The following is a 24,153-nucleotide window of genomic DNA, read 5'->3' as shown; positions in this document are numbered from 1 at the left end:
CGCCCCGCAGTGCGGGGCGCTTTCAACACAACCTGCCGGGGCGATCAGCCCTGGTAGTCGCGCACGTCGCTGCCGGTGTAGACCTGGCGCGGACGGCCGATCTTCATTTCCGGATCCACCTGCTGTTCCAGCCAATGGGCGACCCAGCCGGAGGTACGGCCCAGGGCGAACATGACGGTGAACATTTCGGTCGGAATCTGCAGCGCCTTGTAGATGATGCCGCTGTAGAAATCGACGTTCGGGTACAGCTTGCGGGCGACAAAGTAGTCGTCCTGCAGCGCGGCCTGCTCCAGCTTGACGGCCACGTCCAGCAGCGGATCCTGCACGCCCAGCTGTTCCAGCACCTTGCCGGTCATCACACCGATGACCTTGGCGCGCGGGTCGAAGTTCTTGTACACGCGGTGGCCGAAGCCCATCAGGCGGAAGCCGGAGGTCTTGTCCTTGGCCTTGAGCACGGCGGACTCGACGTTGTCGGCCGAACCGATCTCTTCGAGCATCTTCAGCACGGCTTCGTTGGCACCGCCGTGGGCCGGACCCCACAGCGCGGTGACGCCAGCGGCGACCGATGCGTACGGGTTGGCACCGGTCGAACCGACCAGACGCACGGTCGAGGTCGAGGCGTTCTGCTCATGATCGGCGTGCAGGATGAACAGCAGATCCAGCGCCTTGACCACGTCCTGGTTCAGCTCGTACTGGCCATCGGCCGACTCGAAGGTCTGCTTCAGGAAGCGGCTGACGTAATCCAGCGAGGTGTCCGGCTTGTTGGCCGGCAGGCCCTTGCCGTGGCGGTAGATCAGGGCCGACAGGGTCGGCACCTTGGCGATCAGGCGCACCGCGGCGTGGCGACGCTGTTCGGCGTCGGACAGGTCCAGCGAAGCGTGGTAGATGCCCGACAGCTGCGCGATGGCGGCGGTCAGGATGGCCATCGGATGGGCGTCCTTGGCGAAGCTGCCGATCAGCGTGTTGATCGACGGATCCACATCGGCTTCGGCGGCCAGCTCGTCGGTGAAGGCCTTCAGCTGCTCGGCGCTCGGACGCTCGCCGTTGATCAGCAGGTAGGCCACTTCGACGTAGCTCGACTTTTCCGAGAGCTGCTCGATGGGATAGCCGCGATACAGCAGCACGCCCTTGTCACCGTCGATATAGGTGATGGCGGACTTGCAGCTGGCGGTGGCGGTGAAGCCGGAGTCGTACGTGAAGAGACCGGTTTCCTTGGTCAGCTTCGAGATATCGACGCAATCGTTGCCGAGCGTGGGTTTGATGACTGGCAGAACAACCGACGTGTCGCCGGCGTTGAGCGTGACCTGATCAAGATCGGACACTGTGTGCGCTCCTCGAGGGAAGGCGCCCGCCCAAGCGCATGGGTCAGGCACGTGAAGGAAGTCCACGATCGTTATCGTGGATCCCGCCATTATCGCACAGCAACATTTTCGACGCCCTAGGACGGAAGTCGTAGACGCACGGTCCCGACCGCGCCGCAGGTGCTGTTCCAATGCGCACAAGGGCTCGCGCCAACGCACGGACACAGCGTTCCGTCGGCGGGGCATGCGGGCCTCACCTGGCGTTCAGCAAAGCGGAAACAACAAAAAACAACGGCCGCCAAGGCGACCGTTGTTTTCAAGCAGCTGCGTCGACAGATCAGGCCGCGGTCGGCGCCGGCTTGCCGAAACGCTTCTGGAACTTGTCGATACGGCCGCTGGTGTCGATCACCTTGTGCTTGCCCGTGTAGAACGGATGCGAAGCCGAGGAGATTTCAACCTTGACGAGCGGATACTCGTTGCCGTCTTCCCACTTGATCGTGTCCTTGGTGGACATGGTCGAACGGGTCAGGATCTTGAAATCAGAGGTAACGTCGTGGAAAACCACGTCGCGGTAAGCAGGATGAATATCGGCCTTCATGGGCGCGCACCGTAATAAGGGCTGGTGGTCAAGAGCGGCATTATAGTCCCGGCCGCCGCAAAGGGCAAGCCGGGTCCATCAACCGTGCGAAAGGTCCGCCGCAGCGGCGTCATCAGACGCCGAGTGCCGCCCTCACCTGGGCCTCGAAGCGACCCTGGTCGTAGGCCATCAGCAGCTGAGTGTTGTCAGGCTGCCCGGTCTGGCGGTTCCAGTCGACAATGGTAGCACCCCGGCTGTGCACGCCGGCCAGTTCCACGTTCAGCGGACGCGATTCGACCCGCAGCGCGCCTTCCGGCTGCAGCGCCCAGGCCATCGCCAGGGCATCGGCGGCGTACCAGCGCTCGCCACGGCTGTCTTCGGACCACAGGCGGGTCTGGCGCGAGATGAGCTCGTAGAAACGGGCCTTGTCGCTGTCGGCCGCCAGCCACTGCTCGACGTCCGCGTGCAGCAGGCCGTGGGCCACGGTGGCCTCCCAATCGGCCACTTCGATGTGCGGGAAGCCGGTGAACACGATGTGCGCCGCCTCCGGATCGAAGGCGATGTTGAACTCGGCGGCCGGGGTGATGTTGCCGTGGCAGGTCACCGCCCCACCCATGACCAGGAAGCGCTTCACGCGCTGCGGCAGGGTCGGGTCGAGCTTCAGGGCCAGCGCCAGGTTGGTCAGCGGGCCGAGTGCGACCAGGAACAGCTCACCGGCGTATTCGTGCGACAGGCGCAGGATCGCCAGCGCGGCGTGCTCGGCCTCGGCCTGGCGCTTGGCGGCCGGCAGGTTCACATCGCCAAAGCCATCGGCGCCGTGCACATGGGCGGCATCGACAGAGGGGTGCAGCAGCGGGTCGGCGGTACCGGCGTAGACCGGCACATCGTCGCGGCCAGCCACTTCGCACAGTTTCAGGGCATTGCGGACCGTGTGGTCCAGGCCTACGTTGCCGGCGGCGATGGTCAGGCCAACGATGTCGTGGCGCTCATCGGCGAAGGCCATCAACAGGGCCAGGGCATCATCGACACCCGGGTCGGTGTCGATCAACAGCGGAATCTTCTTGCTCATCGTTGCCGTCTTGATAATCGGCAAGGGACTTTCGCACCCTGTCATGACAAATACAAGGCGGCGCCCGCCTGCTCGTCATGGTAGCCAGAAGGCTTATCGGCAGCAGATGTGCGTGGCTGCTGCTTCGATCAATACACCCGCGACCGGATGGGCCACTCCGCGGCCGGCAGGCCTGTCTGCAAATGTCCCCCGGTAGCCGCCTGGCGGCGGCTACCTCCTCCTTGATTTTGCCGACAGGCCTACCAGCCGCGAAGCGGCTCTGATCGTGGAGGGACGTGTGCCGGCCCCCGCTCCCCTGCCGACCGCCCGCGGTTTATGCCGACGCGTACCGCACGGCCGTTCCAATCCAGCGCCGCACCACCTGATCGGCCACTTCCGGCGCTTCTGTCAGCAGCCGCTCGGCAAGGTCATGCACGCCCGGCAGCAGATCCGCGTCGCGGGCCAGATCGGCCATCCTGAAGCCGGCCAGGCCGGTCTGTCGTGTGCCCAGCAATTCGCCCGGGCCACGCAGCTCCAGATCCTTCTCGGCGATCAGGAAGCCATCGTTGGTCTGCCGCATCGTTTCCAGCCGCTCGCGCGCCATGTTCGACAACGGCGCCTGGTAGAGCAGCACGCACCGCGACACGGCCGAGCCGCGCCCTACCCGGCCGCGCAGCTGGTGGAGCTGGGCCAGGCCGAGACGCTCGGCGTTCTCGATGATCATCAACGAGGCATTGGGCACGTCCACGCCGACCTCGATCACCGTGGTGGCTACCAGCAGATCGATCTCACCGGCCTTGAAGGCAACCATCGTGGCGAGTTTCTCACTCGCCTTCAGCCGCCCGTGCACCAACCCCACGCGCACGCCCGGCAGCAGCGCCTGCAGCGATTCGAACGTGGCCTGCGCGGGCGTGGCATCGAGTTCTTCGCTTTCTTCGATCAGCGTGCAGACCCAGTACACCTGCTGGCCTTCGCGGCAGGCCACCGCGATGCGTTCGATCAGCTCCGGCCGGCGATCATTGTTGAGCGCAACGGTCTGCACCGGCGTGCGCCCGGGCGGCAGTTCGTCGATCGCCGAGACATCCAGATCGGCGTACTCGGACATCGCCAGGGTGCGCGGAATCGGTGTCGCGGTCATCACCAGCTGGTGCGGCACGCTGCGCCCGTCCGCGCCCTTGTCGCGCAGCGCCAGCCGCTGGTGTACGCCGAAACGGTGCTGCTCATCGACGATCGCCAGCGCGAGATCCTTGAAGACCACACTGTCCTGCATCAGCGCATGTGTACCGACCACCACCTGCGCCTCGCCCGAGGCGACCTCAGCCAATACCTTGGTGCGCGCCTTGCCGGTGACCTTGCCGGCCAGCCATGCGGTGCGCACGCCCAGCGGCTCCAGCCAGGCGCGCAGATTGTTCATATGCTGCTCGGCAAGCAGCTCGGTGGGTGCGGCCAATGCGACCTGCTTGCCCCGCTCCACCGCCAGCATCGCCGCCAACGCGGCCACCACGGTCTTGCCCGAGCCGACATCGCCCTGCACCAGCCGCAGCATCGGATGCGCCTTGGCGAGGTCCTTGCGGATCTGCTCGAACACGCGCTGCTGCGCACCGGTCAGCTGGAACGGCAGGCTGTCGCGCAGCTGTGCGACCAACGCACCCTGCCCGCGCAGCGATGGCGCGTGGTGCGCCTGCAACGCCATGCGCTGCCGGCGCAGACTCAGGTGGTGTGCCAGCAATTCTTCAATAGCCAACCGGCGCTGCGCCGGATGCCGGCCCGCGGCCAGTGCCACCAGATCGGCGTCCGGCGGTGGCCGGTGCACGGTCAGCAGCGCACTGCGCAGCGAGGGCAACCCCAACCCGGACAACCACCCGGCCGGCAGCAGTTCCAGCGTGGATTCTTCCGGCAGCCTGTCCAGCGCCAGGCCGATGAATTTACGCATCGTGGCGGGGCCAACCCCCTCGACCGCCGGATAGACCGGATCGAGGCTGTCGCCCAGCTCGTCATCTTCATTGCCGCCCATCACCCGGTAACTGGGGTGGACGATCTCCAGCCCGTGATGGCCAGGCTTGGCGGTGCCGTAGCAGCGGATGCGCGTGCCCACGGCAAACTGCGCGACCTGCTGGGCGCGGAAGTGGAAGAAACGCAGCACCAGCGTGCCGTACGAATCGTCCTCGATCGCGACCTTGAGCACCGGCCGATAGCGGAACCCGCGCTCCACCGCACTCACCCGCCCCTCCACCTGCGCCGCCACCCCCGGCTGCAACTGGGCAATGGTGGTCAGCCGGGTACGGTCTTCATAGCGCAGTGGCAGATGCAGCCACAGATCCTGCAGCGACGACAGGCCACGGGCGGCCAGCTTGATCGCCACCGCCGGCCCGATACCGGAGAGCATCGACAACGATGCCTCCCCGGCTGCGGCCAGCGCCGGTGCAGGAGCCCGTGACCGCGCCACGTCAGGCCTGGTCGAGCACCATCACCGCATCGACTTCGAAGTTGGCCGCCTTCGGCAGACCCGCCACTTCGATGGTCGAACGTGCCGGGAACGGCGCCTTGAAGTAATCCTGCATGACCGCATTGACCTTGGCGAACTCGCCCAGATCGGTCAGGTACAGGCCCAGACGGACGATCTGATCCAACGAACCACCGGCCTCTTCGGCCACGGCCTTCAGGTTGTCGAACGCACGACGCGCCTGCGCCTCGATATCGCCCACACCCACGATGTCACCGGTGGCCGGATCCAGCGGAATCTGGCCCGAGAAGTACACGGTATTGCCCGCACGCACAGCCTGCGAATACGGACCGATGGCCGCCGGGGCCTTGGCACTGGTAATGATCTGACGGGACATGGAAGCTCCACGATTCAAAAGGGGGAACGCGATTGTACCGGTCACGCGCCCCGGGCAGGCGCCAGCCACCGCCCTCGTCACAGCCACGATTAACCGTCCTGGCCGAAACCCGGGTACGTCTCCCACTTACCGCCTCGCAGTACTCCTTGGCAGGGAGGTGACGGGTGGGCCGGGGCGGGACCGTGTGTTGCCATGGATGGCAACACACGAGCTTACAGGGACGTACTTGCAGCGGGTCCCGCCCCGGCCTGCCCGTCACCTCCCCCACGCAGGAAGCAGGCGCACGTGAGCCGCGGTTCGCAGTGCCTCATCAGGATCATCGCCGCGCCACGCGAAGCCAGCCGACCAACGGTCGGCTCTACCCATGCAAGCGCTCAACCACCTTCGGCAGGCGGATGGGCTACTGGCGCCTGACCGACTGCACCACCGACAACCGCCGCAGACGCCGCATCACTTCCGCCAGATGGTTGCGATCGCGCACCTGGATATTGAACGCCAGCACCGCCGCATTGAAATCGCGGTCCAGATAATCCACCCGCTCGATGTTCGAATGGCTCTGCGCGATCGCCGCCGCCAACTGCGCCAGCACGCCGGTCCCGTTCTCCACCTCGACGATCAACGAGGTGTCGTAATCCCCGGATACCGTCGTATCCCACCCGATCGGCACCCAGCGCTCCGGCGACTTGCGCAGCTCGGCTAGGTTCGGGCAGTCCAGACGGTGCACCACGATGCCCTTGCCGGCCGTGTGGTAGCCCATGATGTCGTCGCCCGGAATCGGCTGACAACAGTTCGCGAAGCTCACTACCCCGCGCTCGCTGCCATTGATCAGGATCTTTTCCTGCGAATGCTTCGAATGCGCCCCACCGCGCAGCTCCGCATACGCCATCAGCGCCTGCGCGGCCTGGTTCGGCATCCAGTTGCCCAGCGCCACTTCGGCCAGCAGGGCCTCCAGGCGCGGATACCGGTGCTCGGCCAGGAACGCATCCAGGCGCCCCTTCGGCAACCGCTCCAGCGAGCTGTCCATCGCCTCCAGCGCGCGGTCCAGCATCCGATGGCCCAGCTGCACCGCATCCTCGTGCTCGAGCTGCTTGAGCTGATGACGGATCGCCGTGCGCGCCTTGGAACTGACCACGAACTCCAGCCACTGCGGCTTGGGCGTGGCCGAACGCGCGGTGATCACTTCCACCGTCTGCCCACTGACCAGCTTGGTGCGCAGCGGGACGAGCTTCTTGTCCACCCGCGAGGCCACCGCCATGTTGCCCACATCGGTATGCACCGCATAGGCGAAATCCAGCGCCGTGGAATTGCGCGGCAGCGCCAGGATCTTGCCCTTGGGCGTGAACAGATAGACCTCGTCCGGGAACAGATCCACCTTGACGTTGTCCAGGAATTCCAGCGACGAGCCGGCGGCACGCTGCGAATCGATCAACTCCACGATCCACGCATGCGCACGGCTCTGTGCGCTGTTGGGCGAGTCGCCACCGAACTTGTAGGTCCAGTGCGCGGCCACGCCGCGCTCGGCGATCAGGTCCATTTCCTCGGTGCGGATCTGCACCTCGATCGGCGAGCCATACGGCCCGAACAGCACCGTGTGCAGCGACTGGTAGCCGTTGGCCTTGGGGATCGCGATGAAATCGCGGAAGCGCCCATCCAGCGGCTTGAAGGTGGCATGCACCGCGCCGAGCGCGTGGTAGGCGCTGGGCACGTTGCGCACGACCAGGCGGAAGCCGAACACGTCCATGACCTGGTCGAAGGATTTGTTCTCGTCGTGCATCTTGTTGTAGATGCTCCACGGGGTCTTGATGCGGCTGACCAGGCGATGCTCCAGCCCTTCCTTGGCCAGGCGCTGGCTCAACTGCACCTCCACCTGCGCCATGGCCTCGCGGCGCACCACCGGCTGGCTGCGGATGTGTTTTTCCAGGATGGCGTGGCGCCACGGGTACAGCGCCTTGAAGCCGAGGTTCTGCAGCTCGCTCTTGACCAGGCTCATGCCCAGCCGCTGCGCGATCGGGGCGTAGATTTCCAGCGTTTCGCGGGCGATGCGGCCGCGCGCTTCGCGACTCTGCGCGCCCAGCGTACGCATGTTGTGCAGGCGGTCAGCCAGCTTGATCATGATCACGCGCAGATCGCGCGACATCGCCAGCAGCATCTTGCGGAAACTCTCCGCCGCCGCTTCCTGGCGGTCGCGGAACTTCAGCTTGTCCAGCTTGGTGACGCCATCGACCAGTTCGGCCACGGCTTCGCCGAACTCGGCGGCCAGCTCCTCGCGGGTCAGCGGCGTGTCTTCGATGGTGTCGTGCAGGATCGCGGCGATCAGCGCCTCCACGTCCAGGCCGAGCTCGGCCAGTACCTGGGCCACGGCGACCGGATGGGTGATGTAGGGCTCGCCCGACTTGCGGGTCTGGCCGGCATGCGCGGCGGCGCCTACTTCCCAGGCGCGGCGCAGCAGTGGCAGTTGGTCGGGCGGCAGATAGTGCGCTGCGCGCTCAAGCTGGAGGACATAGTCGGGTACGGCCGCGCCGGCGGGCGTGGCGACCTTGGCAGTGGGGCCTGGGTTCATGCTCAAAGACTATGCCAGCGGCGTGAGATCGGCAAATCCCTGAACAGGGAGTTTCACCTGCAACAACACACCCTTACCGCAGCCACTGGCGGCACAAACGAAACAGCCCGCCAAAAGGCGGGCTGTTCGCAGCAACAACAACGGACGCGCGAGGCGATCAGTCGTCGTTCTTGGACATGTCTTCGTCGGCGACGACTTCGGCAGCGGCCCATTCCAGTGCTTCACGCTCGGCACGCTCGCGCTCGGCCTTCTCGACTTCGTCGATCAGGGCGTTGTCGATCTTGCGGGCGGCAATTTCGCGCAGCGCCAGCACGGTCGGCTTGTCTTCGGTTTCGCTGTTGTCCAGGGTGGCCTGGACGCCATTGGCCAGCTGACGGGCGCGCTTGGACGCCATCATGACCAGTTCGAAACGGTTGTTCACGACTTCCAGACAATCTTCTACGGTGATGCGGGCCATGCGGGCTCCCGGCAGCCGGTGAGGGCTGCTCAATCGAATGAGGGAAAGGGGACGGATTGTACCGGCCAGGGCTGGACAAAATCAAGCCAACCGGCTAGCACCCCGTTGAGAATCAGTCGGTTGTGGCCGGATCCTGGGTCAGCAGGGCCTGGATGAGGCCCGCGTGGCGGACCTTCTGGGCCTCCCGGCGCAGGCGGCTGGCCGTGAAGATGGCACACAGCTCGTCCACCGCGGTCTCGAAGACCTCGTTGACGATCACGTAGTCGAAGTCGTTGAAGTGCAGCATTTCTTCACGCGCGGCGGACAGGCGCTGGGCGATCACCGCCTCGCTGTCCTGCCCGCGCTTGCGCATCCGGTCCTGCAGCGCCTGCTTGGACGGCGGCAGGATGAACACGGTGACCGTGCCCGGCACCAGCTGGCGGACCTGCTGGGCGCCCTGCCAATCGATTTCCAGCAGCACGTCCTGGCCGGCCGACAGCTGCGGCTCGACCGACTGCCGCGCGGTGCCCTTCCAGTCGCCATGCACCCAGGCATGCTCGAAGAAGTCACCGGCGGCGATCATCCGCTCGAATTCCTCGGCGCTGACGAAGTGGTAATGCTCGCCATTGATCTCACCCGGGCGCGTAGCGCGCGAGGTGAATGAAATCGACAGGGCGATCTGCGGGTCGCGGGCCAGGGTGGCGTTGACGATGCTGCTCTTGCCGGCCCCGGAGGGCGCGGCCACGATGTACAGGGTGCCGCGCGCAGGCGCGCCGACGGGCGGGATCTGGCTGCTCATTCGATGTTCTGCACCTGTTCGCGGATCTGGTCGATCAGCACCTTCAGCTCGACGGCGGCATTGGAGGTGCGGCTGTCCACCGATTTGGAGCCCAGCGTATTGGCCTCGCGGTTGAACTCCTGCAGCAGGAAGTCCAGGCGGCGGCCGACCGGCTCACGCTGCTTGAAGACGCGGCGGATCTCGGCGATGTGGCTGCCCAGGCGGTCCAGCTCCTCATCCACGTCCAGCTTCTGCAGCCACATCACCAGTTCCTGTTCGGCCCGGCCGGGATCGACCGGGTGCGGCAGGTCGGCCAGGCGGGCCGCCAGCTTGGTGCGCTGGCCTTCGCGGATCAGCGGGATCAGGGTGGTGACCTCGGCGGCGATGCGCTCGATGCTGTCCACGCGTTCCTGGATCGCGGTGGCCAGCTTGTCGCCTTCACGCTCACGCGCGGCGACGAAGCCGTCCAGCGCCGTATCCAGCAGCGCCAGGGCTTCGGCATGCAGCGCGGCAGCATCGACGGCCTCGCCCTGCATCACGCCGGGCATCTGCAGCAGTTCGGTGAAGCTCACCTGCAGGCTCGGGAAGCCCGAGGACAGCCGGGTCGCCAGCTCGCCGAGCTGGCCCAGCAGCGCATCGTTGACCACCAGTGCACCGGTGACCTCCGGCGCGCGCAGGCGCATGACCAGATCGATCTTGCCGCGGCTGCAGCGGGAAGCGACGCGCTCGCGCAGGTGCGGCTCCAACGCACGCAGTTCTTCGGGCAGGCGCACGCCGACCTCCAGGAACCGGTGGTTGACCGAGCGCAGCTCACAGGCCAGCGTGCCCCAGCGGGTGGCGCGCTCGCCGTTGGCATAGGCGGTCATGCTTCGAATCATGCGGGTTTCCGGTGCTCTCAAAGTGCAAATGGTACCCTAGCGGTCTCCTTAGAGCCTCCTCGCCCGCCGGTCCCCGGCCCGGGCGTGGCCCCGCATCCCCCGTCTTATCGGAACTTGAGCATGACTGATTCCCGTCCCAGTGGCCGCCAGGCCGACCAGCTGCGCGAAGTGCGCATCGAGCGCGCCTTCACCCGTCACGCCGAGGGCTCGGTCCTGGTCAGCTTCGGCGAGACCCGCGTGCTGTGCACGGCCAGCGTGGAAAACCGCGTGCCGGGCTTCCTGCGTGGCAAGGGCGAAGGCTGGGTGACCGCCGAGTACGGCATGCTGCCGCGCTCGACCCACACCCGTAACGACCGCGAAGCCGCCCGCGGCAAGCAGGGTGGCCGCACGCTGGAAATCCAGCGCCTGATCGGCCGCACGCTGCGCGCCTGCATCGACCGCGGCGCACTGGGCGAGCGCACCATCACCCTGGACTGCGACGTGCTGCAGGCCGACGGCGGCACCCGTACCGCCGCCATCACCGGCGCCTACGTGGCCCTGGTGGATGCGGTGAACTTCCTGATCAAGCGCGGCGACATCAAGCGCAACCCGATCTTCGGCGCCGTCGCGGCGGTGTCGGTGGGCGTGTACCGCGGCACCCCGGTGCTGGATCTGGATTACGCCGAAGACAGCGACTGCGATACCGACATGAACGTCGTGATGAACGACGGTGGCGGTTTCATCGAACTGCAGGGCACCGCCGAAGGCCATGCCTTCCGCCGCGATGAACTGGATGCGCTGCTGGTGCTGGCCGAAAAGGGCATCAAGGATCTGTTCGCTGCGCAGCAGGCGGCCCTGGCCAAGGCATGAACCGCCGTATCGCCCTGACCACCCTGGTAGTGGCCGACTACGACGAGGCGATCGCCTGGTACACCGGCGCGCTGGGCTTCAGCCTGATCGATGACATCGACCAGGGCGACAAGCGCTGGGTGGTGGTCGGGCCGGGCGATGGCAGCGCGGCGGCCTTGTTGTTGGCGCGTGCCAGCAACGACGAGCAGCGCGCGCGGATCGGCAACCAGACCGGTGGCCGGGTCGGCTTCTTCCTGAACACCGATGATTTCTGGCGTGACCACGCGGCGATGACCGCGCGTGGCGTGGTCTTCCTCGAAACCCCACGCGAGGAGGTCTACGCGACGGTCGCGGTGTTCCGCGATCTGTACGGCAACACGTGGGATCTGCTGGAGCCCAAGCAATGAAACTGGTCCTGGCCAGCGGCAACGCCGGCAAACTGAAGGAACTGCAGGCCATGCTCGGCGGCCTGCCGCTGGAGATCGTGGCGCAGGGCGAACTGGGCGTCAGCGACGTCCCGGAAACCGGCCTGACCTTCGTCGAGAACGCCCTGATCAAAGCGCGCCATGCCTGCCAGAGCACCGGTCTGCCCGCGCTGGCCGACGACTCGGGCCTGATCGTGGATGCCCTCGACGGCGCCCCCGGCCTGTACAGCGCGCGCTATGCCGGCAGCCCGACCAACGATGCCGCCAACAACGCCAAGCTGCTCGAGGCGATGCGCGACGTACCGGCCGATCGCCGCAGCGCCCGCTTCTATGCGGTGATCGTGCTGCTGCGCCATGCCGATGATCCGCAGCCGCTGATCTGCGAAGGCAGCTGGGAGGGCGTGATCCTCGATGAGCTGCGTGGCAGCCACGGCTTCGGCTACAACCCGCTGTTCCTCGACCCGGTGCTGGCGCAGACCGCGGCTGAAATGGCACCGGACCTGAAGAACGCGATGAGCCACCGCGCCAAAGCCCTGCAGCTGCTCAAGCAGAAGCTGCCCGCCCTGCTCTGATGGCACACGACCACTGCTCCCACCTGCCCGGCGAAGCCTGCACGGGCGATCACGACCACGCCCCGCGGCTGGTGACGCCGCCGCTGGCGCTGTATGTGCATCTGCCGTGGTGCGTGCGCAAATGCCCGTACTGCGATTTCAACTCGCATGCGGCCAAGGGCGAGCTGCCGTTCGAGGCTTACATCGACGCGTTGATCCGCGATCTCGATCAGGACCTGCCGTTGGTCTGGGGCCGGGTGGTGAGCAGTGTGTTCTTCGGTGGTGGCACGCCGAGCCTGTTCCCGCCCGAGGCGATCGACCGCTTCCTGCAGGCGGCGTCGGCCCGGCTGCGCTTCGCACCGAACCTGGAGGTGACCCTGGAGACCAACCCGGGCACCGCCGAGCACGGCCGTTTCGACCGTTACCGCGCCGCCGGCGTGAACCGGATCAGCTTCGGCATCCAGACCTTCAACGACGAGGCGCTCAAGCGCCTGGGCCGCATCCACGACAGTGGCGAGGCCGAGCGGGCGGTGAAGCTGGCGCAGGACGCCGGCTACGACAACTTCAACATCGACCTGATGTACGCGCTGCCGCAGCAGACGCTGGCCCAGGCCGAGCATGACCTGGAGCGCGCCTTCGCGCTGCAGCCCACGCATATGTCGCATTACCAGCTCACGCTGGAGCCGAACACCGTGTTCTTCGCGCGGCCGCCGCAGGGCATCCCCGACGAAGATTCGGCGTGGGACATCCAGGAACACTGCCAGCAGATGCTGGCCGAGGCCGGCTATGCGCAGTACGAGGTCAGCGCCTACGCAAAACCGGGCCGGCAGAGCCAGCACAACCTCAATTACTGGCGCTTTGGCGACTACCTGGGGATCGGCGCCGGTGCACACGGCAAGATCAGCAGCGGCGCTGAAGAACACGTGCTGCGCCGCTGGAAGCACAAGCATCCGCAGACCTTCATGGACACTGCCGGGACCACAGCCTCGATCGGCGGCGACGATGTGATCAGCGCCGAGCGGCTGCCATTCGAGTACATGCTCAACCTGCTGCGCCTGCACGAAGGCTTTGCGCTGAAGGATTTCGAATCGCGTACCGGGCTGGACCGGGCCCGGATCGACGCGCCGCTGCGCATTGCCGTGGCCAAGGGCTGGATGACCGTCACCGGCGATGAGGTCATACCTACCGAACTGGGCCGGCGCTTCACCAACGATGTGGTCGAGCTGTTCCTGCCCTGAGCAGGCGGCGCCTGCCCGGACGATAGTGCCGGCCGCTGGCCGGCGCCGGGAACCTCGAACCTTGTCGCTTCTGGCAGGGACCGGGCGAAACCGTTAGATTCCGTGTTCTCAGGGGAGCTGGAAGAACATCGGATGTCTGCGCCCGCACCTTCGTCGTCCCAGCCCGACATGACCCGCTTTGCGGACATGGCGGCGCCCCCGCGTGTGCGCCGCCTGCTGGCCGCGCTGCACGGGCTGGCGGTCCAGACCCTCACCCCCCCGCTCAGATTGACCGTCGTGGAGCTGGAGCGCGAACTGTTCCGCGATGCCGAGCGCGCCCGCAACAGCCAGATCCAGGCGGACATCTTCGCCCAGGCCCGGCAGCTGCACGAGGTCAACGCACAGTTCGGCCCACGCTTCCTGGAGGCACTGGGCGACAGCCTGGCCACCCTGCGCGGGCCCCGGCACACCCAGCGCACCGTGTCGACCGAGGTGGCCGTCACCGCCACCGCGCTGACCCTGGTCGACGACACCGACGTGGATCGCGACATCGTCCTGGTCGATATCATCCGCCGCGAAGCCCAGCGCTCGGCCAGCGCCCTGCAGTTGCTTGGCCAACGCTTCGGCGTGCTCGCCGCCGGCCCGGCCTTCGATGTCGATGACCTGCCGTTCGGACCGCAGGCGTTGTGCCGGATCGTGCGCGACCTGGGTGAAGACTTCGCGCTGGGCCTGGAAACACAGCTGGCGCTGTACCGCGTGTTCGACCGCCAACTGCTGGAGCGGCTGGGTGAGCTGCTGGAGCGCGCCAACATCCTGCTGGGGCACGAGGGCGTCCTGCCGGGGCTGGTCTACACCCCGTATCTGGCGCGCTCGGCCACAACCCGCCGGATCATCACCGGCCCCGAGCGCGGCCTGCCCGGCGCACGCGGCAGCGCTGCGGCACGCCCATTGACCGGCTGGAACGGCAGCGCACCCAGCGCCCGCTGGGCGGCCATGACCGAGGAAGCCATGGCGATGGTGCCGCCGGCCGCCGCGCCGGGCTACCGCACGGCCACCGATGACGGTGCCGCGGCATCGGCGCCTGCATCGGCGGCGGCCAGCAACGCCCCGTCTGCGGCCGCCGACCTTGGCGCACCGGCGATGTCTGCCCTGCACCAGTTGCTGGGTGCCGCCCGCCAGGCGCATGCCGCCGGCGCGGTGCCGGACGGCGGTGCGATGGCCGCGCAGGCCGTTGCTGCACCGGGTGCGTTGCCCGCGCATCCCACCGACACCGCCTTGCTCGCCCCCGAAACACCAGCGGCACTGGCCGTGCCCGCCGAGGCCGTGCATGCCACCCTGGCCAGGCTGCAGAGCCAGGCCGTCGCCCCGGGCGGTGCGCGCCGCAGCATGGCCGATCTGCACAACGCCCTGCTTGCCCAGGTCCGCGCGGACCATGGCCCCCAAGCGTCATTGACGGTCAAGGACAGCGACACCTTCGATCTGCTCGACATGCTCTACGGGCAGATCCAGCGCGAGGTCAGACCCGAGGCGGTGGCCACCGATCTGCTGACCCGGCTGCAGGTGCCGGTCGCCCGCGCGGCCCTGTCCGACCCGGCGTTCTTCGTCCGCGACCAGCACCCGGCGCGCGAACTGCTCAATGCGGTGGCCGAGGCCGGCGCCAACTGGCTCGGCGAAGAGGACGTCGACCCGCAGCTGGTGCAGAAGCTGGGGCAGGCCGTCGATCAGGTGGTCAGCGAATACGACGGCGATGTGGCGGTGTTCGACACCGCCAACGAGGAGATCCAGCAGCACTTCCGCGCGCTGGCCCACAAGGCCGAACTGGCCGAGCGTCGTCATGTCGAAGCCGCCCGCGGCAAGGAGCGGCTGGAGGCGGCCAAGCAACAGGCCAGTACCAGCATCGAACAGTTGTGTGCGCAGGCCGCGCCTCCGCGCTTCGTGCAGGCGCTGCTGAAACAGGCATGGTCGGACGTGCTCACGCTCACCCTGCTGCGCAACGGCGAGACCTCGCCGCAGTGGCAGCAGCGCCAGCAGGAAACCGCCCGGATCGCCGAGGTAACCTGCCTGACGCCCGGTGCAGCCGAGCGCGATGACGTGCTGGGCAACGAAGTCGAATCCGCCCTGCTGCAGGTCGGCTACCACCAGGACGAAGCGGCCGCGATCGCGCGGCGCCTGTCCACGCCCGGCGGCGAGGACGACAGCAGCTCGCGGACCGAACTTACCGCACGCCTGCGTGCGCGCACCCGGCTGGGCGAGCAGGCTGACGCCAGCGACCCACGCAAGGTCGCCCCGCTCGCGCGCAGCACCGCCGAGGACGACTGCTATCGCCAGCTGCGCACCCTGCCCTTCGGCACCTGGTTCGAGTTCACCACCAACCAGCAGGGCGACGTCCGCCGGCAGCGACTGTCCTGGTACAGCCTGATCACCGACAACGCCCTGTTCGTCAATCAACGCGGGCAGAAGGTCGGCGAGCATTCGCTGGATGCACTGGCACGGCTGATGGCACACGGCCAGGTGCGGATCGTCACCGAAGACAAGGGCAGGCTGATTGATCGTGCCTGGCAGGCCACGCTGCGCACCCTGCGCTCGCTGGCCGGCAGCCCCGCGGAGAACGCCGAATGACCACACCCGATACCCGCCGCGCGCCGCGCCGCCAGGTGACCGAGCTGGTGCCCGTCACCGACCTGATGGCCGAGACCGTGATCGGCCGGCTCGGCAACGTCTCCGAAACCGGCATGCTGATGCTGGCCTCGGTGCCGATGCACGACGATGCGTTGCACCAGCTGCAGTTCACCATCACCGGCCCGCAGGGGCAGCCACTGCTGATCGACGTTGGCGTGCACCTGCTGTGGAGCGAGCAGACCCACGCACCGGGCCAGGCCTGGGTGGGCTTCCGCTTCCTGACCCTGGCCCGCGAATCACGCGAGCAGCTGCGGCAGTGGATCGCCGAGGAAACTTCGGCAGTCTGAGCGCCGGTTCCGGCACAGCGCCGGTGGCCCGATTACGGCAGAATCTAGGGCTGCATTCCGCACTGTCAGCGAGCTTCATGCCATGAACCAGCCAGACCTCGGCGCCCTGTATTCCCACCATGCCAGCGTGATGCGCCAGCGCGCCGATGAAGCGCTGGCCCGTGGCGGCTTCGACCATCTGGTGATTCCCAGCGGTACGCAGCATTACCAGGCGTTCGACGATCGCGATTACCCCTATGCGGTGAACCCGAATTTCAAGGCCTGGCTGCCGCTGACCAAGCTGCCCAACAGCTGGTTGGTGTACACCCCGGGCAAGCGCCCGACCCTGATCTTCCACCAGCCCTTCGATTACTGGCACGTGGTGCCGGATGCGCCGAACGGCTGGTGGGTCGAGCATGTCGACATCCAGATCATCCGCACGCCCGACGAGGCGCTGGCGCTGCTGCCCAAGGACGCGGCGCGTTGCGCGATCCTGGGCGAGCCGCAGAGCGCGCTGGGGGCCTTCGTGCCGAACAATCCCGCGCCGGTCATCGATTACCTGGACTGGCAGCGCGGCTACAAGACGCCGTATGAAATCGCCCTGATGCGCGAAGCGCAGCGGCTTGGCGTGCGCGGCCACCGTGCCGCCGAAGCGGCCTTCCGCGGCGGTGCCAGCGAGTTCGAGATCCACATGGCGTATTGCCGTGCGGTCGGGCAGGACGCCAACGAACTGCCGTACGGCAACATCATCGGCCTCAATGAACATGCCGCCGTACTGCACTACACCGATCTTGGCCGCAGCGCGCCGACCCCGCTGCGCAGCTTCCTGATCGACGCCGGTGCCAGCGCGTACGGCTATGCCAGCGATATCACCCGTACCTATGCGGCCAGCGGCCATGACGAATTCCAGGCGCTGATCGATGCGGTGGACGCGGCCCAGCAGCAGATGGGCGCCGCTGTGCGTGCCGGCGTGGATTACAAGCAGCTGCACATCGACGCGCACCTGTCGCTGATGGGCATCCTCAAGGACGTCGGCGTGCTCAACGTCTCGCCGGAAGCGGCGTTGGCCACCGGCGTGAGCGCAGCCTTCTTCCCGCACGGCCTGGGCCATCTGATCGGGCTGCAGGTGCATGACGTGGCCGGGTTTGCGGCCAGCGACCGCGGTGGCCGCATCGAGCGCCCGCAGGGTCACCCGTACCTGCGCATGACCCGTGTGCTGGAACCCGGCATGGTGGTCACGATCGAACCGGGCGTGTACTTCATCGACATGCTGCTGGACGAAGTGAAGCAGGCCGGCAATGGCGCCAGCATCAACTGGGACCGCGTGGATTTCTTCCGCCCGTATGGCGGCATCCGGATCGAGGACGAGGTGCTGTGCACCGAGGGCGATGCGGACAACCTGACCCGCCCGGTGTTTGCGGCCGCCAGCTGAGCGGCGATGCGGGTGCCGACCCACGGTCGGTACCTGCACGGCATCATGTGACCGCCGCTGGCCGCTGATTGCCGCCCCGGTATCCGCGTAGAGCCACCCCATGGGTGGCTGAAGACCACGTCGGCACGGAGGGCCGCCACCCATGGGGTGGCGCTACCCGGGCGCGGATCAGCCCTTGGCCATCGCTTCTTCGATCTCATCGGCACTGCGCGCCAACGCAGCCGTCAGTACCTGATGGCCGTCCTCGGTGATCAGCACGTCATCTTCGGTACGAATGCCGATACCGCGCCAGCGCGCTTCCACGCTGCGGTCGTCCGGTGAGACATACAGGCCCGGCTCGATGGTGAACACCATGCCCGGCTCCAGCATCCGCGAATCCCCGGCCAACCGGTAATCGCCGACATCGTGCACGTCCAGGCCCAGCCAGTGCCCGGTCTTGTGCCGGTAGAAACGCTGGTAATGCGCTTCGGCGATGTTCTCTTCCAGTGTGCCCTTGAGCAGACCCAGCCGCAGCAGACCTTCGGTGAGGGTCTCCACCGCGGCCAGATGGCCGGCCTCGTACGCAGTGCCCGGGCGTGCCTGGGCCAGTGCCGCAGCCTGCGCCGCACCGACCAGCTCATGCAGCGCGCGCTGTTCGGCGGTGAAACGGCCGTTGACCGGGAAGGTCCGGGTGATATCGCTGGCGTACCCGCGGTACTCGGCGCCGGCATCGATCAGGACCAGATCGCCATCGTGCGCGCGCGCGTTGTTGTCGCGGTAATGCAGGATGCAGCCGTTGGCACCGGCACCGACGATGCTGCTGTAGGCCGCACACGCATCATTGGCACGGAACACACGCTCCAGATCGGCCTGCAGTTCGTACTCGTGGATGCCCGGCCGCGCCACGTGCATCGCGGCCCGATGCGCCTGCACGCTGATATCGGCAGCGCGCTGCATCACGGCGATTTCCGCGGTCGATTTGAACAACCGCTGTTCGTGCAGCAGGTGGCCCAGTTCCAGGAATTCATGCGGCGGCTGCGCGCCATGCCGCACCTGCGAGCGCACCCGGTTGACCCAGCCGATCAGCTTGAGATCGAACTCGGCATCGCGGCCGAAGTGGTAGTACACCCGCGAGCGCCCTTCCAGCAGGCCGGGCAGGATGTCGTCCAGATCGTCGATCGGGTACGCATCGTCCATGCCGTACTGCGAGACCGCGCCTTCCTGGCCGGCGCGCGCGCCATCCCAGGCTTCGCGGTCGGCATCGCGCTCGCGGCAGAACAGGATCACCTCGCCATGGCGGCGGCCAGGGATCAGCACCAGCACGGCCTCCGGTTCCGGGAAGCCACTCAGGTACCAGAAGTCCGAGTCCTGGCGGAACGGATAATGCGTATCCAGGCTGCGCACCCGCTCGGACGCAGCGGGCAGCACCAGGATCGCGTCGTCGCCGGCCATCTCCATCAACTGCTGGCGGCGGCGGGTGTATTCGGCGGCGGAGATGCCGGTCAGCTGCCGGATATCCATCTCAGTTCAGGCGCTGCCGATGGCGCGCGGCCATGACACAGTCGCCGTGCAGCAGCAGCACCGCCACGCGGATGAACTCCTCGATCTCGGCCAGCGCGTCTTCGTCATCGTCGTTGCCGCTTTCGAAGTCTTCGCTGGAGGCCTGGGCCAGCTTGGCCAGATCGGTCAGGGCTTCATCGCCCTCTTCGGACAAGGCCGGCCGGTTCTGGCCCGAGCCCAGCCCGAAGCCGCCCAGGAACGCGCGCGCCCAGGTGAACAGCGCATCGGCCTGCGCGGCGGTATCGCTTGAATCGCTCAGCAACAGTTCGAAGGCGAAATCGCGGTCTTCCATCTGCGCCACGCTGGCATCGAGCAGGCGCGCCAGGGCATCACCTTCGGCCGGGGTCGGCAGGTTGTCATCGGCCAGCACGCGGGCCGGCCATTCACGCACCGGCGCACCGCCAGCGGACAGCCAGCCACACAGGCCGCCGTGCAGTTCAGCGGCGCTGGCGCCCAGGCCCAAGGCCTGGCTGGCCTGGTTTACGTCGTCGACACTCGGGAGTTCGGTCATCTTGGGGCTACGGTTTGTGAGCGCCACAGTGTAGCAATCCCCCTGTGTCCACCGGGTTGCCATGGCCCGCCCCGGAGCCCGCCCCGGCACCGCCGGGCCCGCTGCCGGCAGGCCCCGTCATTATTCGCTTGACCGCCCCATCCGCCCTTGCCTATCGTGCCGGACATGGAACCCGCCGATGCCATCGCCCAATTGCAGGCCTTCGCCGCCCGGGTGGAGGCGTTGCTTGAGCGCAACCAGCGCCTGGCCGAGGAGAACCGCAGCCTGCGCCACCAGCAGGAGCAGCTGGTGGCCGAGCGCTCCCAGCTGCTGGCCAAGAATGAGCAGGCCCGCTCCCGGGTGGAAGCGATGATCACCCGCCTCAAATCCCTGGAGCAGCACACATGAGCCAGACCGAACCGGTCAGTGTCCGCATCCTGGATCGTGAATACACCGTGGGCGTGGGCGCGGAGGAGCGCGAGAGCCTGACCGCCGCCGCCCGGCTGCTGGATGCCAAGATGCGCGAGATCCGGGGCAGCAACCGGATGGCCGCAGTCGACCGCGTCGCGGTGCTGGCCGCGCTGAACCTGGCCCACGAGCTGCAGCAGCTGCGCGACGAGCACGCACGCCAGGCGATCGCGCTGCAGCAGACCCTGAGCGATCTGAACCGGCGGCTGGATCGGGCGTTTGACGGCGCAGGTTGATCCACGCATCGGTTCCACGCGGTGTTTGATTGCACAAGTGCATCGCGCGGTCTTCATCGATCTGAATTGACATGCAATTGGACCGACGAACGGACTGGTCGAATCGCACAAGAGGGCTATAATCCTCGTCGCGTTCTCTGCTGTGAACGACGGCGTGTGCAAACATTCGCCTTGTCCCTTAATTACGACCACGGGTGCGCGACGGCGCCGGGAGTGCAAGTCCGCCTTGTAGCGGGAAGCCCGATGGAACCCCAGCGTACCCACTTGAACCCCGGGTTCAAGGTCGTTTCGCATGCATCGTCACGGCGGAGAATGCAATATTCCAGCAAGAGCGGCGTTCCCTTGGGACGTCGCTCTTGTTTTATCCGCCTTTCCCGCACGCTCCGGACCCAGGCATGACCGACCCGCGCTCCGCACTGCGCCAGCAGCTGCGCCAACGCCGCCGTGATCTCCCCGCCGCTGTGCGCCTGGCCGCCGCCGAACAGTTGGCCGATGGCCTGCTCGCCCTTCCTTTCGCGCCCACGCAGGGCCATGTCGCCGGCTACTGGGCGATGGATGGCGAGATCGCGCTGCACCGCTGGCAGATGCAGTTGCCCGCCGGCCTGACCTACTGCCTGCCGGTCCTGCACGAGAAGACGCTGCGCTTTGCACCTTGGCGCCCCGGGCAGGCACTGACCACCAACCGCTTCGGCATCCCCGAACCCGATCTCGCGCTGGACGACACGCTCGCACCGGAGCAGATGGCGCTGGTCGTGGCGCCGCTGGTGGGTTTCGACGCACAGGGTCGCCGGCTGGGCATGGGAGGCGGCTGGTATGATCGCAGCTTCGCATTCCGCCACCAGCGCCCGGCCCCGCCGTGGCTGGTCGGGGTCGGCTTCTCGGTCCAGCAGGTCGATGATCTGCCGGTACAACCGTGGGACGTCGCGGTGGATGCGATCTGCACCGACGTCTCCACCCTTGTCTGCGTACCGACCAACGGTCGGCACCTACCGTAATCAAAGACTCCGCATGACCGCACGCAAGCGCTACTGGCTGATGAAGTCCGAACCGGACGCCTTTTCCATCGATGATCTGCAGCGCGTGGGCCGTGAGCCCTGGAACGGCGTGCGCAACTACCAGGCGCGCAACTTCATGCGCGATGGCATGAAGGTGGGCGACGGGGTGATGTTCTACCACTCCAACACCAAGGTGCCGGGCATCGTCGGGCTGGCCACGGTGGCCAGCGAGGCCTATCCGGACGACACCCAGTTCGATCCCGGATCGGACTATTACGACGCCAAGGCAACCCGCGAAGAACCGCGTTGGATGCTGGTGGACGTCGCCTTCGAGCGCAAACTGCGCGACACCATTTCGCTGGACGAGATCAAGCTGCACGCCGATGCGCTGGGCGAGGGTTTTCCGCTGACCGCGCGCGGCAACCGCCTTTCGATCCTCCCGGTGACCGCTGCGCAGTGGACGCTGCTGCTGTCGCTGGAAAAGCACTGACCCCCTTTCCTACAAGAGTTGCCCGCCATGTCCGAAGCCAAGCGCCTGGCCGCTGAAAAAGCCATTGAATACGTCGAAGACGGCATGATCGTGGGGGTCGGCACCGGCTCCACCGTGGCCTACTTCATCGACGCCCTGGCCAAGATCCAGCACCGCATCAAGGGCGCCGTGTCCAGCTCGGACCAGAGCACCGCGCGCCTGAAGCAGCACGGCATCGAGGTGCTCGAACTCAACCACACCGGCAACCTGTCGTTGTATGTGGACGGTGCCGACGAATGCGACGGCAACAAGAACCTGATCAAGGGCGGCGGCGCCGCGCTGACCCGCGAGAAGATCATCGCCGAGGCCAGCGAGCGCTTCGTGTGCATCATCGACCCGAGCAAGCAGGTCAAGGTGCTGGGCAAGTTCCCGCTGCCGGTGGAAGTGATCCCGATGGCCCGCAGCCTGGTCGCCCGCCGCATCATGGACATGACCGGCGGCCAGCCGACTTGGCGCGAGGGCGTGGTCACCGACAACGGCAACGTGATCCTGGACATCCACCACCTGGAGATCACCGACCCGGTCAAGCTGGAGCGCGAGCTCAACCAGCTGCCGGGCGTGGTCGCCGTTGGCCTGTTCGCGCGCCGCCCGGCCGATGTGGTGATCATCGGCGGTGAGCCGCCGATCGTGATCTGACCCCGTGGCCGGCCCGTGCGCCGGCCACCCCAACGAGGTACGCCCATGTCCCTGTTGCGCCTGCTGCCCCTGCTCCTGCTGTTCACCCTGACCGGCTGCGCCAGCACCAACGCCCGTCACTGGGTGGAGCTGGACGGCAACCGTTACCACGTTGAACTGGCCACCAATGACGACACCCGCGCGCGCGGGCTGATGTTCCGCGACCAGATGCCCGAGGATCACGGCATGTTGTTCATCCACGAACGCGAAGAGCTGCAGGCGTACTGGATGAAGAACACCAAGATCGCCCTGGACATCCTGTACTTCGATGCGCAGCGCCGCCTGGTCAGCCAGCAGCGCGATGTGCCGCCGTGTTCGGCCGGTGATCGTTGCCCGCCCTACCCCAGCAGCGAGCCGGCCCGCTACGTGCTGGAACTCAATGCCGGGCAGGCCGAAAAGATGGCGCTCAAAGACGGCACCGAGCTCACGTTCGGTCCCGGCATCGCCGACGGCAACTAAAACTGTCCGGATAAACGCGCCGCGCCCTTGAATCGCGGCGCGTTTGTCGCCAGTCTTGTCCCATGCAGGGGCTGATCACATTGCCGACGTGGGACTCACTGGCCGAGCTGGATGACGAGGCGCTGCCGCTGTTGCCGACCGCGTTGTTGATCGCCCGGGATGAATATCCGGATCTGGACCCCGCCGTCTACGACGCGGTCCTGCAGAGCCACGCCGACCACCTGCGCACCGAGATCGCCACGATCGACATGTGGCCGCTGAAGATTGCCGCGGTCAACCGCCACCTGTTCGACGAACTGGGCTACAGCGGCGACCACGGCGAGTACTACGACCCGCGCAACAGCTATCTGAACCAGGTTTTCGAACGCCGCCTGGGCAACCCGATCTCGCTGGCACTGGTGCAGATGGAAGTCTCGCGCCGGCTCGGCATCCCGCTGGACGGGGTGTCCTTCCCCGGGCATTTCCTGGTGCGCCTGCCGCTCAACGACGGCGTACTGGTGATGGACCCGTTCAACGGCGGCCGCCCGCTGGGTGTGGAAGAACTGCGCGAACGCGCACGTTCACACCTGGGCGGTGAAGTCCCCGACGACGATGTGCTCGCGCAGATCCTCGACCCGGCCCCGGCACGCGCGATCCTGATGCGGATGCTGCGCAACCTGCATGGCGTGTACGTGGAACGGGGGGAATGGGACCGCGCCGCGCGCAGTGCCGACCGCCTGCTGAAACTCGCCCCCGAGCAGGACGACGCCCTGCGTGACCGCGGCATGGCCTACCTGCAGCTGGATTACGAGGCCGGTGCGCGCAGCGACCTGGGGCTGTATCTCAAGCGCAATGCCAAGGCCAGCGACGCACAATTCGTGCGCGAGAAGCTGGTCGGCCTCGGTGGCGTGGTGCCGCGCCTGCATTGAGCACACCAACACGCGCGCCCGGGCGATGGCGTCCGGGC

General features: G+C 67.0%; 25 protein-coding genes and 1 other RNA gene. 15 read left to right on the top strand and 11 right to left on the bottom strand.

Annotated elements, in window-relative coordinates; all coding sequences use genetic code 11:
- Positions 1 to 44: 44 nt before the first annotated feature.
- From ACWV8V_RS15305 to ACWV8V_RS15265, 9 genes are all read right to left on the bottom strand, one after another.
- Positions 45 to 1,322, bottom strand: coding sequence for a citrate synthase (locus tag ACWV8V_RS15305; protein ID WP_313219666.1), 1,278 nt, complete (start codon positions 1,320 to 1,322; stop codon positions 45 to 47).
- A gap of 316 nt (positions 1,323 to 1,638) precedes the next feature.
- Positions 1,639 to 1,899, bottom strand: coding sequence for a type B 50S ribosomal protein L31 (locus tag ACWV8V_RS15300; protein WP_019183873.1), 261 nt, complete (start codon positions 1,897 to 1,899; stop codon positions 1,639 to 1,641).
- Positions 1,900 to 2,011: 112 nt separating this feature from the next.
- The gene (locus ACWV8V_RS15295) at positions 2,012 to 2,947 is read right to left on the bottom strand and encodes a nucleoside hydrolase (protein ID WP_088432679.1); all 936 of its coding nucleotides are present in this window, start codon (positions 2,945 to 2,947) and stop codon (positions 2,012 to 2,014) included.
- Between the two features lie 313 nt (positions 2,948 to 3,260).
- Positions 3,261 to 5,372 carry an ATP-dependent DNA helicase RecG gene (gene recG, locus ACWV8V_RS15290; protein WP_455900119.1) on the bottom strand — a complete coding sequence of 704 codons (2,112 nt, stop codon included), beginning with the start codon at positions 5,370 to 5,372 and terminating at the stop codon, positions 3,261 to 3,263.
- A gap of 1 nt (position 5,373) precedes the next feature.
- Positions 5,374 to 5,766: a RidA family protein gene (locus ACWV8V_RS15285; protein WP_121039448.1), complete on the bottom strand. Its 393-nt coding sequence runs from the start codon at positions 5,764 to 5,766 to the stop codon at positions 5,374 to 5,376.
- Positions 5,767 to 6,166: 400 nt separating this feature from the next.
- On the bottom strand, positions 6,167 to 8,326 hold the full coding sequence (locus ACWV8V_RS15280) for a RelA/SpoT family protein (protein ID WP_121039451.1): 2,160 nt from the start codon (positions 8,324 to 8,326) through the stop codon (positions 6,167 to 6,169).
- 157 nt (positions 8,327 to 8,483) lie between these two features.
- Positions 8,484 to 8,783, bottom strand: coding sequence for a DNA-directed RNA polymerase subunit omega (rpoZ, locus tag ACWV8V_RS15275; protein WP_005410877.1), 300 nt, complete (start codon positions 8,781 to 8,783; stop codon positions 8,484 to 8,486).
- Positions 8,784 to 8,895: 112 nt separating this feature from the next.
- Entirely contained in the window at positions 8,896 to 9,561 is a 666-nt protein-coding gene (gmk, locus tag ACWV8V_RS15270) for a guanylate kinase (RefSeq protein WP_455900118.1), read from the bottom strand.
- A complete protein-coding gene (locus ACWV8V_RS15265; protein WP_121039457.1) occupies positions 9,558 to 10,418 on the bottom strand; it encodes a YicC/YloC family endoribonuclease in 861 nt (286 codons plus the stop codon). The genes gmk and ACWV8V_RS15265 overlap by 4 nt, the downstream gene beginning before the upstream one ends.
- Positions 10,419 to 10,538: 120 nt before the next feature.
- Here ACWV8V_RS15265 and rph point away from each other — a divergent pair, with 120 nt between their 5' ends.
- The 7 genes from rph (at position 10,539) to pepQ (ending at position 17,816) form a co-directional block, all read left to right on the top strand.
- Entirely contained in the window at positions 10,539 to 11,267 is a 729-nt protein-coding gene (rph, locus tag ACWV8V_RS15260; RefSeq protein ID WP_123730306.1) for a ribonuclease PH, read from the top strand.
- Positions 11,264 to 11,653 carry a VOC family protein gene (locus ACWV8V_RS15255; protein ID WP_259259268.1) on the top strand — a complete coding sequence of 130 codons (390 nt, stop codon included), beginning with the start codon at positions 11,264 to 11,266 and terminating at the stop codon, positions 11,651 to 11,653. Before rph ends, ACWV8V_RS15255 begins: the two co-directional genes overlap by 4 nt.
- A complete protein-coding gene (gene rdgB / locus ACWV8V_RS15250; protein WP_259259267.1) occupies positions 11,650 to 12,243 on the top strand; it encodes an RdgB/HAM1 family non-canonical purine NTP pyrophosphatase in 594 nt (197 codons plus the stop codon). Before ACWV8V_RS15255 ends, rdgB begins: the two co-directional genes overlap by 4 nt.
- Entirely contained in the window at positions 12,243 to 13,460 is a 1,218-nt protein-coding gene (gene hemW / locus ACWV8V_RS15245; RefSeq protein ID WP_455900117.1) for a radical SAM family heme chaperone HemW, read from the top strand. The genes rdgB and hemW overlap by 1 nt, the downstream gene beginning before the upstream one ends.
- 132 nt (positions 13,461 to 13,592) lie before the next feature.
- Positions 13,593 to 16,058, top strand: a complete 2,466-nt coding sequence (locus tag ACWV8V_RS15240; RefSeq protein WP_455900116.1) for a DUF1631 domain-containing protein — start codon at positions 13,593 to 13,595, stop codon at positions 16,056 to 16,058.
- Positions 16,055 to 16,405: a PilZ domain-containing protein gene (locus ACWV8V_RS15235; RefSeq protein ID WP_259259265.1), complete on the top strand. Its 351-nt coding sequence runs from the start codon at positions 16,055 to 16,057 to the stop codon at positions 16,403 to 16,405. Before ACWV8V_RS15240 ends, ACWV8V_RS15235 begins: the two co-directional genes overlap by 4 nt.
- Positions 16,406 to 16,487: 82 nt before the next feature.
- Complete coding sequence (gene pepQ / locus ACWV8V_RS15230) at positions 16,488 to 17,816, top strand: Xaa-Pro dipeptidase (protein WP_455900115.1); 1,329 nt, start codon at positions 16,488 to 16,490, stop codon at positions 17,814 to 17,816.
- 168 nt (positions 17,817 to 17,984) lie between these two features.
- On the opposite strand, the gene ACWV8V_RS15225 is transcribed toward pepQ, so the two are convergent.
- Positions 17,985 to 19,310: an aminopeptidase P N-terminal domain-containing protein gene (locus ACWV8V_RS15225; protein ID WP_455900133.1), complete on the bottom strand. Its 1,326-nt coding sequence runs from the start codon at positions 19,308 to 19,310 to the stop codon at positions 17,985 to 17,987.
- A gap of 7 nt (positions 19,311 to 19,317) precedes the next feature.
- Positions 19,318 to 19,866 (bottom strand): UPF0149 family protein, encoded by a 549-nt coding sequence (locus ACWV8V_RS15220; protein ID WP_346482128.1) that lies wholly within the window; start codon positions 19,864 to 19,866, stop codon positions 19,318 to 19,320.
- A gap of 165 nt (positions 19,867 to 20,031) precedes the next feature.
- On the opposite strand from ACWV8V_RS15220, the gene ACWV8V_RS15215 reads away from it, so the two are divergent.
- From ACWV8V_RS15215 to ACWV8V_RS15180, 8 genes are all read left to right on the top strand, one after another.
- Complete coding sequence (locus tag ACWV8V_RS15215) at positions 20,032 to 20,253, top strand: TIGR02449 family protein (protein WP_017355837.1); 222 nt, start codon at positions 20,032 to 20,034, stop codon at positions 20,251 to 20,253.
- Positions 20,250 to 20,549, top strand: a complete 300-nt coding sequence (locus tag ACWV8V_RS15210) for a cell division protein ZapA (protein WP_123730298.1) — start codon at positions 20,250 to 20,252, stop codon at positions 20,547 to 20,549. The genes ACWV8V_RS15215 and ACWV8V_RS15210 overlap by 4 nt, the downstream gene beginning before the upstream one ends.
- A gap of 131 nt (positions 20,550 to 20,680) precedes the next feature.
- Positions 20,681 to 20,865: non-coding RNA, 6S RNA (ssrS, locus tag ACWV8V_RS15205), on the top strand.
- 79 nt (positions 20,866 to 20,944) lie between these two features.
- Positions 20,945 to 21,544, top strand: a complete 600-nt coding sequence (locus ACWV8V_RS15200) for a 5-formyltetrahydrofolate cyclo-ligase (RefSeq protein WP_121039478.1) — start codon at positions 20,945 to 20,947, stop codon at positions 21,542 to 21,544.
- A gap of 13 nt (positions 21,545 to 21,557) precedes the next feature.
- Positions 21,558 to 22,034, top strand: a complete 477-nt coding sequence (locus ACWV8V_RS15195) for an EVE domain-containing protein (RefSeq protein ID WP_259259261.1) — start codon at positions 21,558 to 21,560, stop codon at positions 22,032 to 22,034.
- 27 nt (positions 22,035 to 22,061) lie between these two features.
- On the top strand, positions 22,062 to 22,709 hold the full coding sequence (gene rpiA / locus ACWV8V_RS15190; RefSeq protein ID WP_346468584.1) for a ribose-5-phosphate isomerase RpiA: 648 nt from the start codon (positions 22,062 to 22,064) through the stop codon (positions 22,707 to 22,709).
- Positions 22,710 to 22,754: 45 nt separating this feature from the next.
- A complete protein-coding gene (locus ACWV8V_RS15185; RefSeq protein WP_259259259.1) occupies positions 22,755 to 23,207 on the top strand; it encodes a DUF192 domain-containing protein in 453 nt (150 codons plus the stop codon).
- 62 nt (positions 23,208 to 23,269) lie between these two features.
- Positions 23,270 to 24,115 carry a SirB1 family protein gene (locus ACWV8V_RS15180; protein WP_259259258.1) on the top strand — a complete coding sequence of 282 codons (846 nt, stop codon included), beginning with the start codon at positions 23,270 to 23,272 and terminating at the stop codon, positions 24,113 to 24,115.
- The last annotated feature ends 38 nt before the right edge of the window (positions 24,116 to 24,153 follow it).

It is taken from the genome of Stenotrophomonas sp. Ker107b (genome assembly GCF_053847245.1).
Note: the sequence above shows the minus strand (reverse complement) of the source record. Positions and strands in the feature narration are given on the sequence as shown.

Excerpts from the sequence above, each read along its gene's own strand:
- ACWV8V_RS15300 (WP_019183873.1), bottom strand. The coding sequence starts at position 1,899 with ATGAAGGCCGATATTCATCCTGCTTACCGCGACGTGGTTTTCCACGAC.
- ACWV8V_RS15295 (WP_088432679.1), bottom strand. The coding sequence starts at position 2,947 with ATGAGCAAGAAGATTCCGCTGTTGATCGACACCGACCCGGGTGTCGAT.
- ACWV8V_RS15285 (WP_121039448.1), bottom strand. The coding sequence starts at position 5,766 with ATGTCCCGTCAGATCATTACCAGTGCCAAGGCCCCGGCGGCCATCGGT.
- ACWV8V_RS15280 (WP_121039451.1), bottom strand. The coding sequence starts at position 8,326 with ATGAACCCAGGCCCCACTGCCAAGGTCGCCACGCCCGCCGGCGCGGCC.
- rpoZ (WP_005410877.1), bottom strand. The coding sequence starts at position 8,783 with ATGGCCCGCATCACCGTAGAAGATTGTCTGGAAGTCGTGAACAACCGT.
- gmk (WP_455900118.1), bottom strand. The coding sequence starts at position 9,561 with ATGAGCAGCCAGATCCCGCCCGTCGGCGCGCCTGCGCGCGGCACCCTG.
- ACWV8V_RS15265 (WP_121039457.1), bottom strand. The coding sequence starts at position 10,418 with ATGATTCGAAGCATGACCGCCTATGCCAACGGCGAGCGCGCCACCCGC.
- rph (WP_123730306.1), top strand. The coding sequence starts at position 10,539 with ATGACTGATTCCCGTCCCAGTGGCCGCCAGGCCGACCAGCTGCGCGAA.
- ACWV8V_RS15255 (WP_259259268.1), top strand. The coding sequence starts at position 11,264 with ATGAACCGCCGTATCGCCCTGACCACCCTGGTAGTGGCCGACTACGAC.
- rdgB (WP_259259267.1), top strand. The coding sequence starts at position 11,650 with ATGAAACTGGTCCTGGCCAGCGGCAACGCCGGCAAACTGAAGGAACTG.
- hemW (WP_455900117.1), top strand. The coding sequence starts at position 12,243 with ATGGCACACGACCACTGCTCCCACCTGCCCGGCGAAGCCTGCACGGGC.
- ACWV8V_RS15240 (WP_455900116.1), top strand. The coding sequence starts at position 13,593 with ATGTCTGCGCCCGCACCTTCGTCGTCCCAGCCCGACATGACCCGCTTT.
- ACWV8V_RS15235 (WP_259259265.1), top strand. The coding sequence starts at position 16,055 with ATGACCACACCCGATACCCGCCGCGCGCCGCGCCGCCAGGTGACCGAG.
- pepQ (WP_455900115.1), top strand. The coding sequence starts at position 16,488 with ATGAACCAGCCAGACCTCGGCGCCCTGTATTCCCACCATGCCAGCGTG.
- ACWV8V_RS15220 (WP_346482128.1), bottom strand. The coding sequence starts at position 19,866 with ATGACCGAACTCCCGAGTGTCGACGACGTAAACCAGGCCAGCCAGGCC.
- ACWV8V_RS15215 (WP_017355837.1), top strand. The coding sequence starts at position 20,032 with ATGGAACCCGCCGATGCCATCGCCCAATTGCAGGCCTTCGCCGCCCGG.
- ACWV8V_RS15210 (WP_123730298.1), top strand. The coding sequence starts at position 20,250 with ATGAGCCAGACCGAACCGGTCAGTGTCCGCATCCTGGATCGTGAATAC.
- ACWV8V_RS15200 (WP_121039478.1), top strand. The coding sequence starts at position 20,945 with ATGACCGACCCGCGCTCCGCACTGCGCCAGCAGCTGCGCCAACGCCGC.
- ACWV8V_RS15195 (WP_259259261.1), top strand. The coding sequence starts at position 21,558 with ATGACCGCACGCAAGCGCTACTGGCTGATGAAGTCCGAACCGGACGCC.
- rpiA (WP_346468584.1), top strand. The coding sequence starts at position 22,062 with ATGTCCGAAGCCAAGCGCCTGGCCGCTGAAAAAGCCATTGAATACGTC.
- ACWV8V_RS15185 (WP_259259259.1), top strand. The coding sequence starts at position 22,755 with ATGTCCCTGTTGCGCCTGCTGCCCCTGCTCCTGCTGTTCACCCTGACC.
- ACWV8V_RS15180 (WP_259259258.1), top strand. The coding sequence starts at position 23,270 with ATGCAGGGGCTGATCACATTGCCGACGTGGGACTCACTGGCCGAGCTG.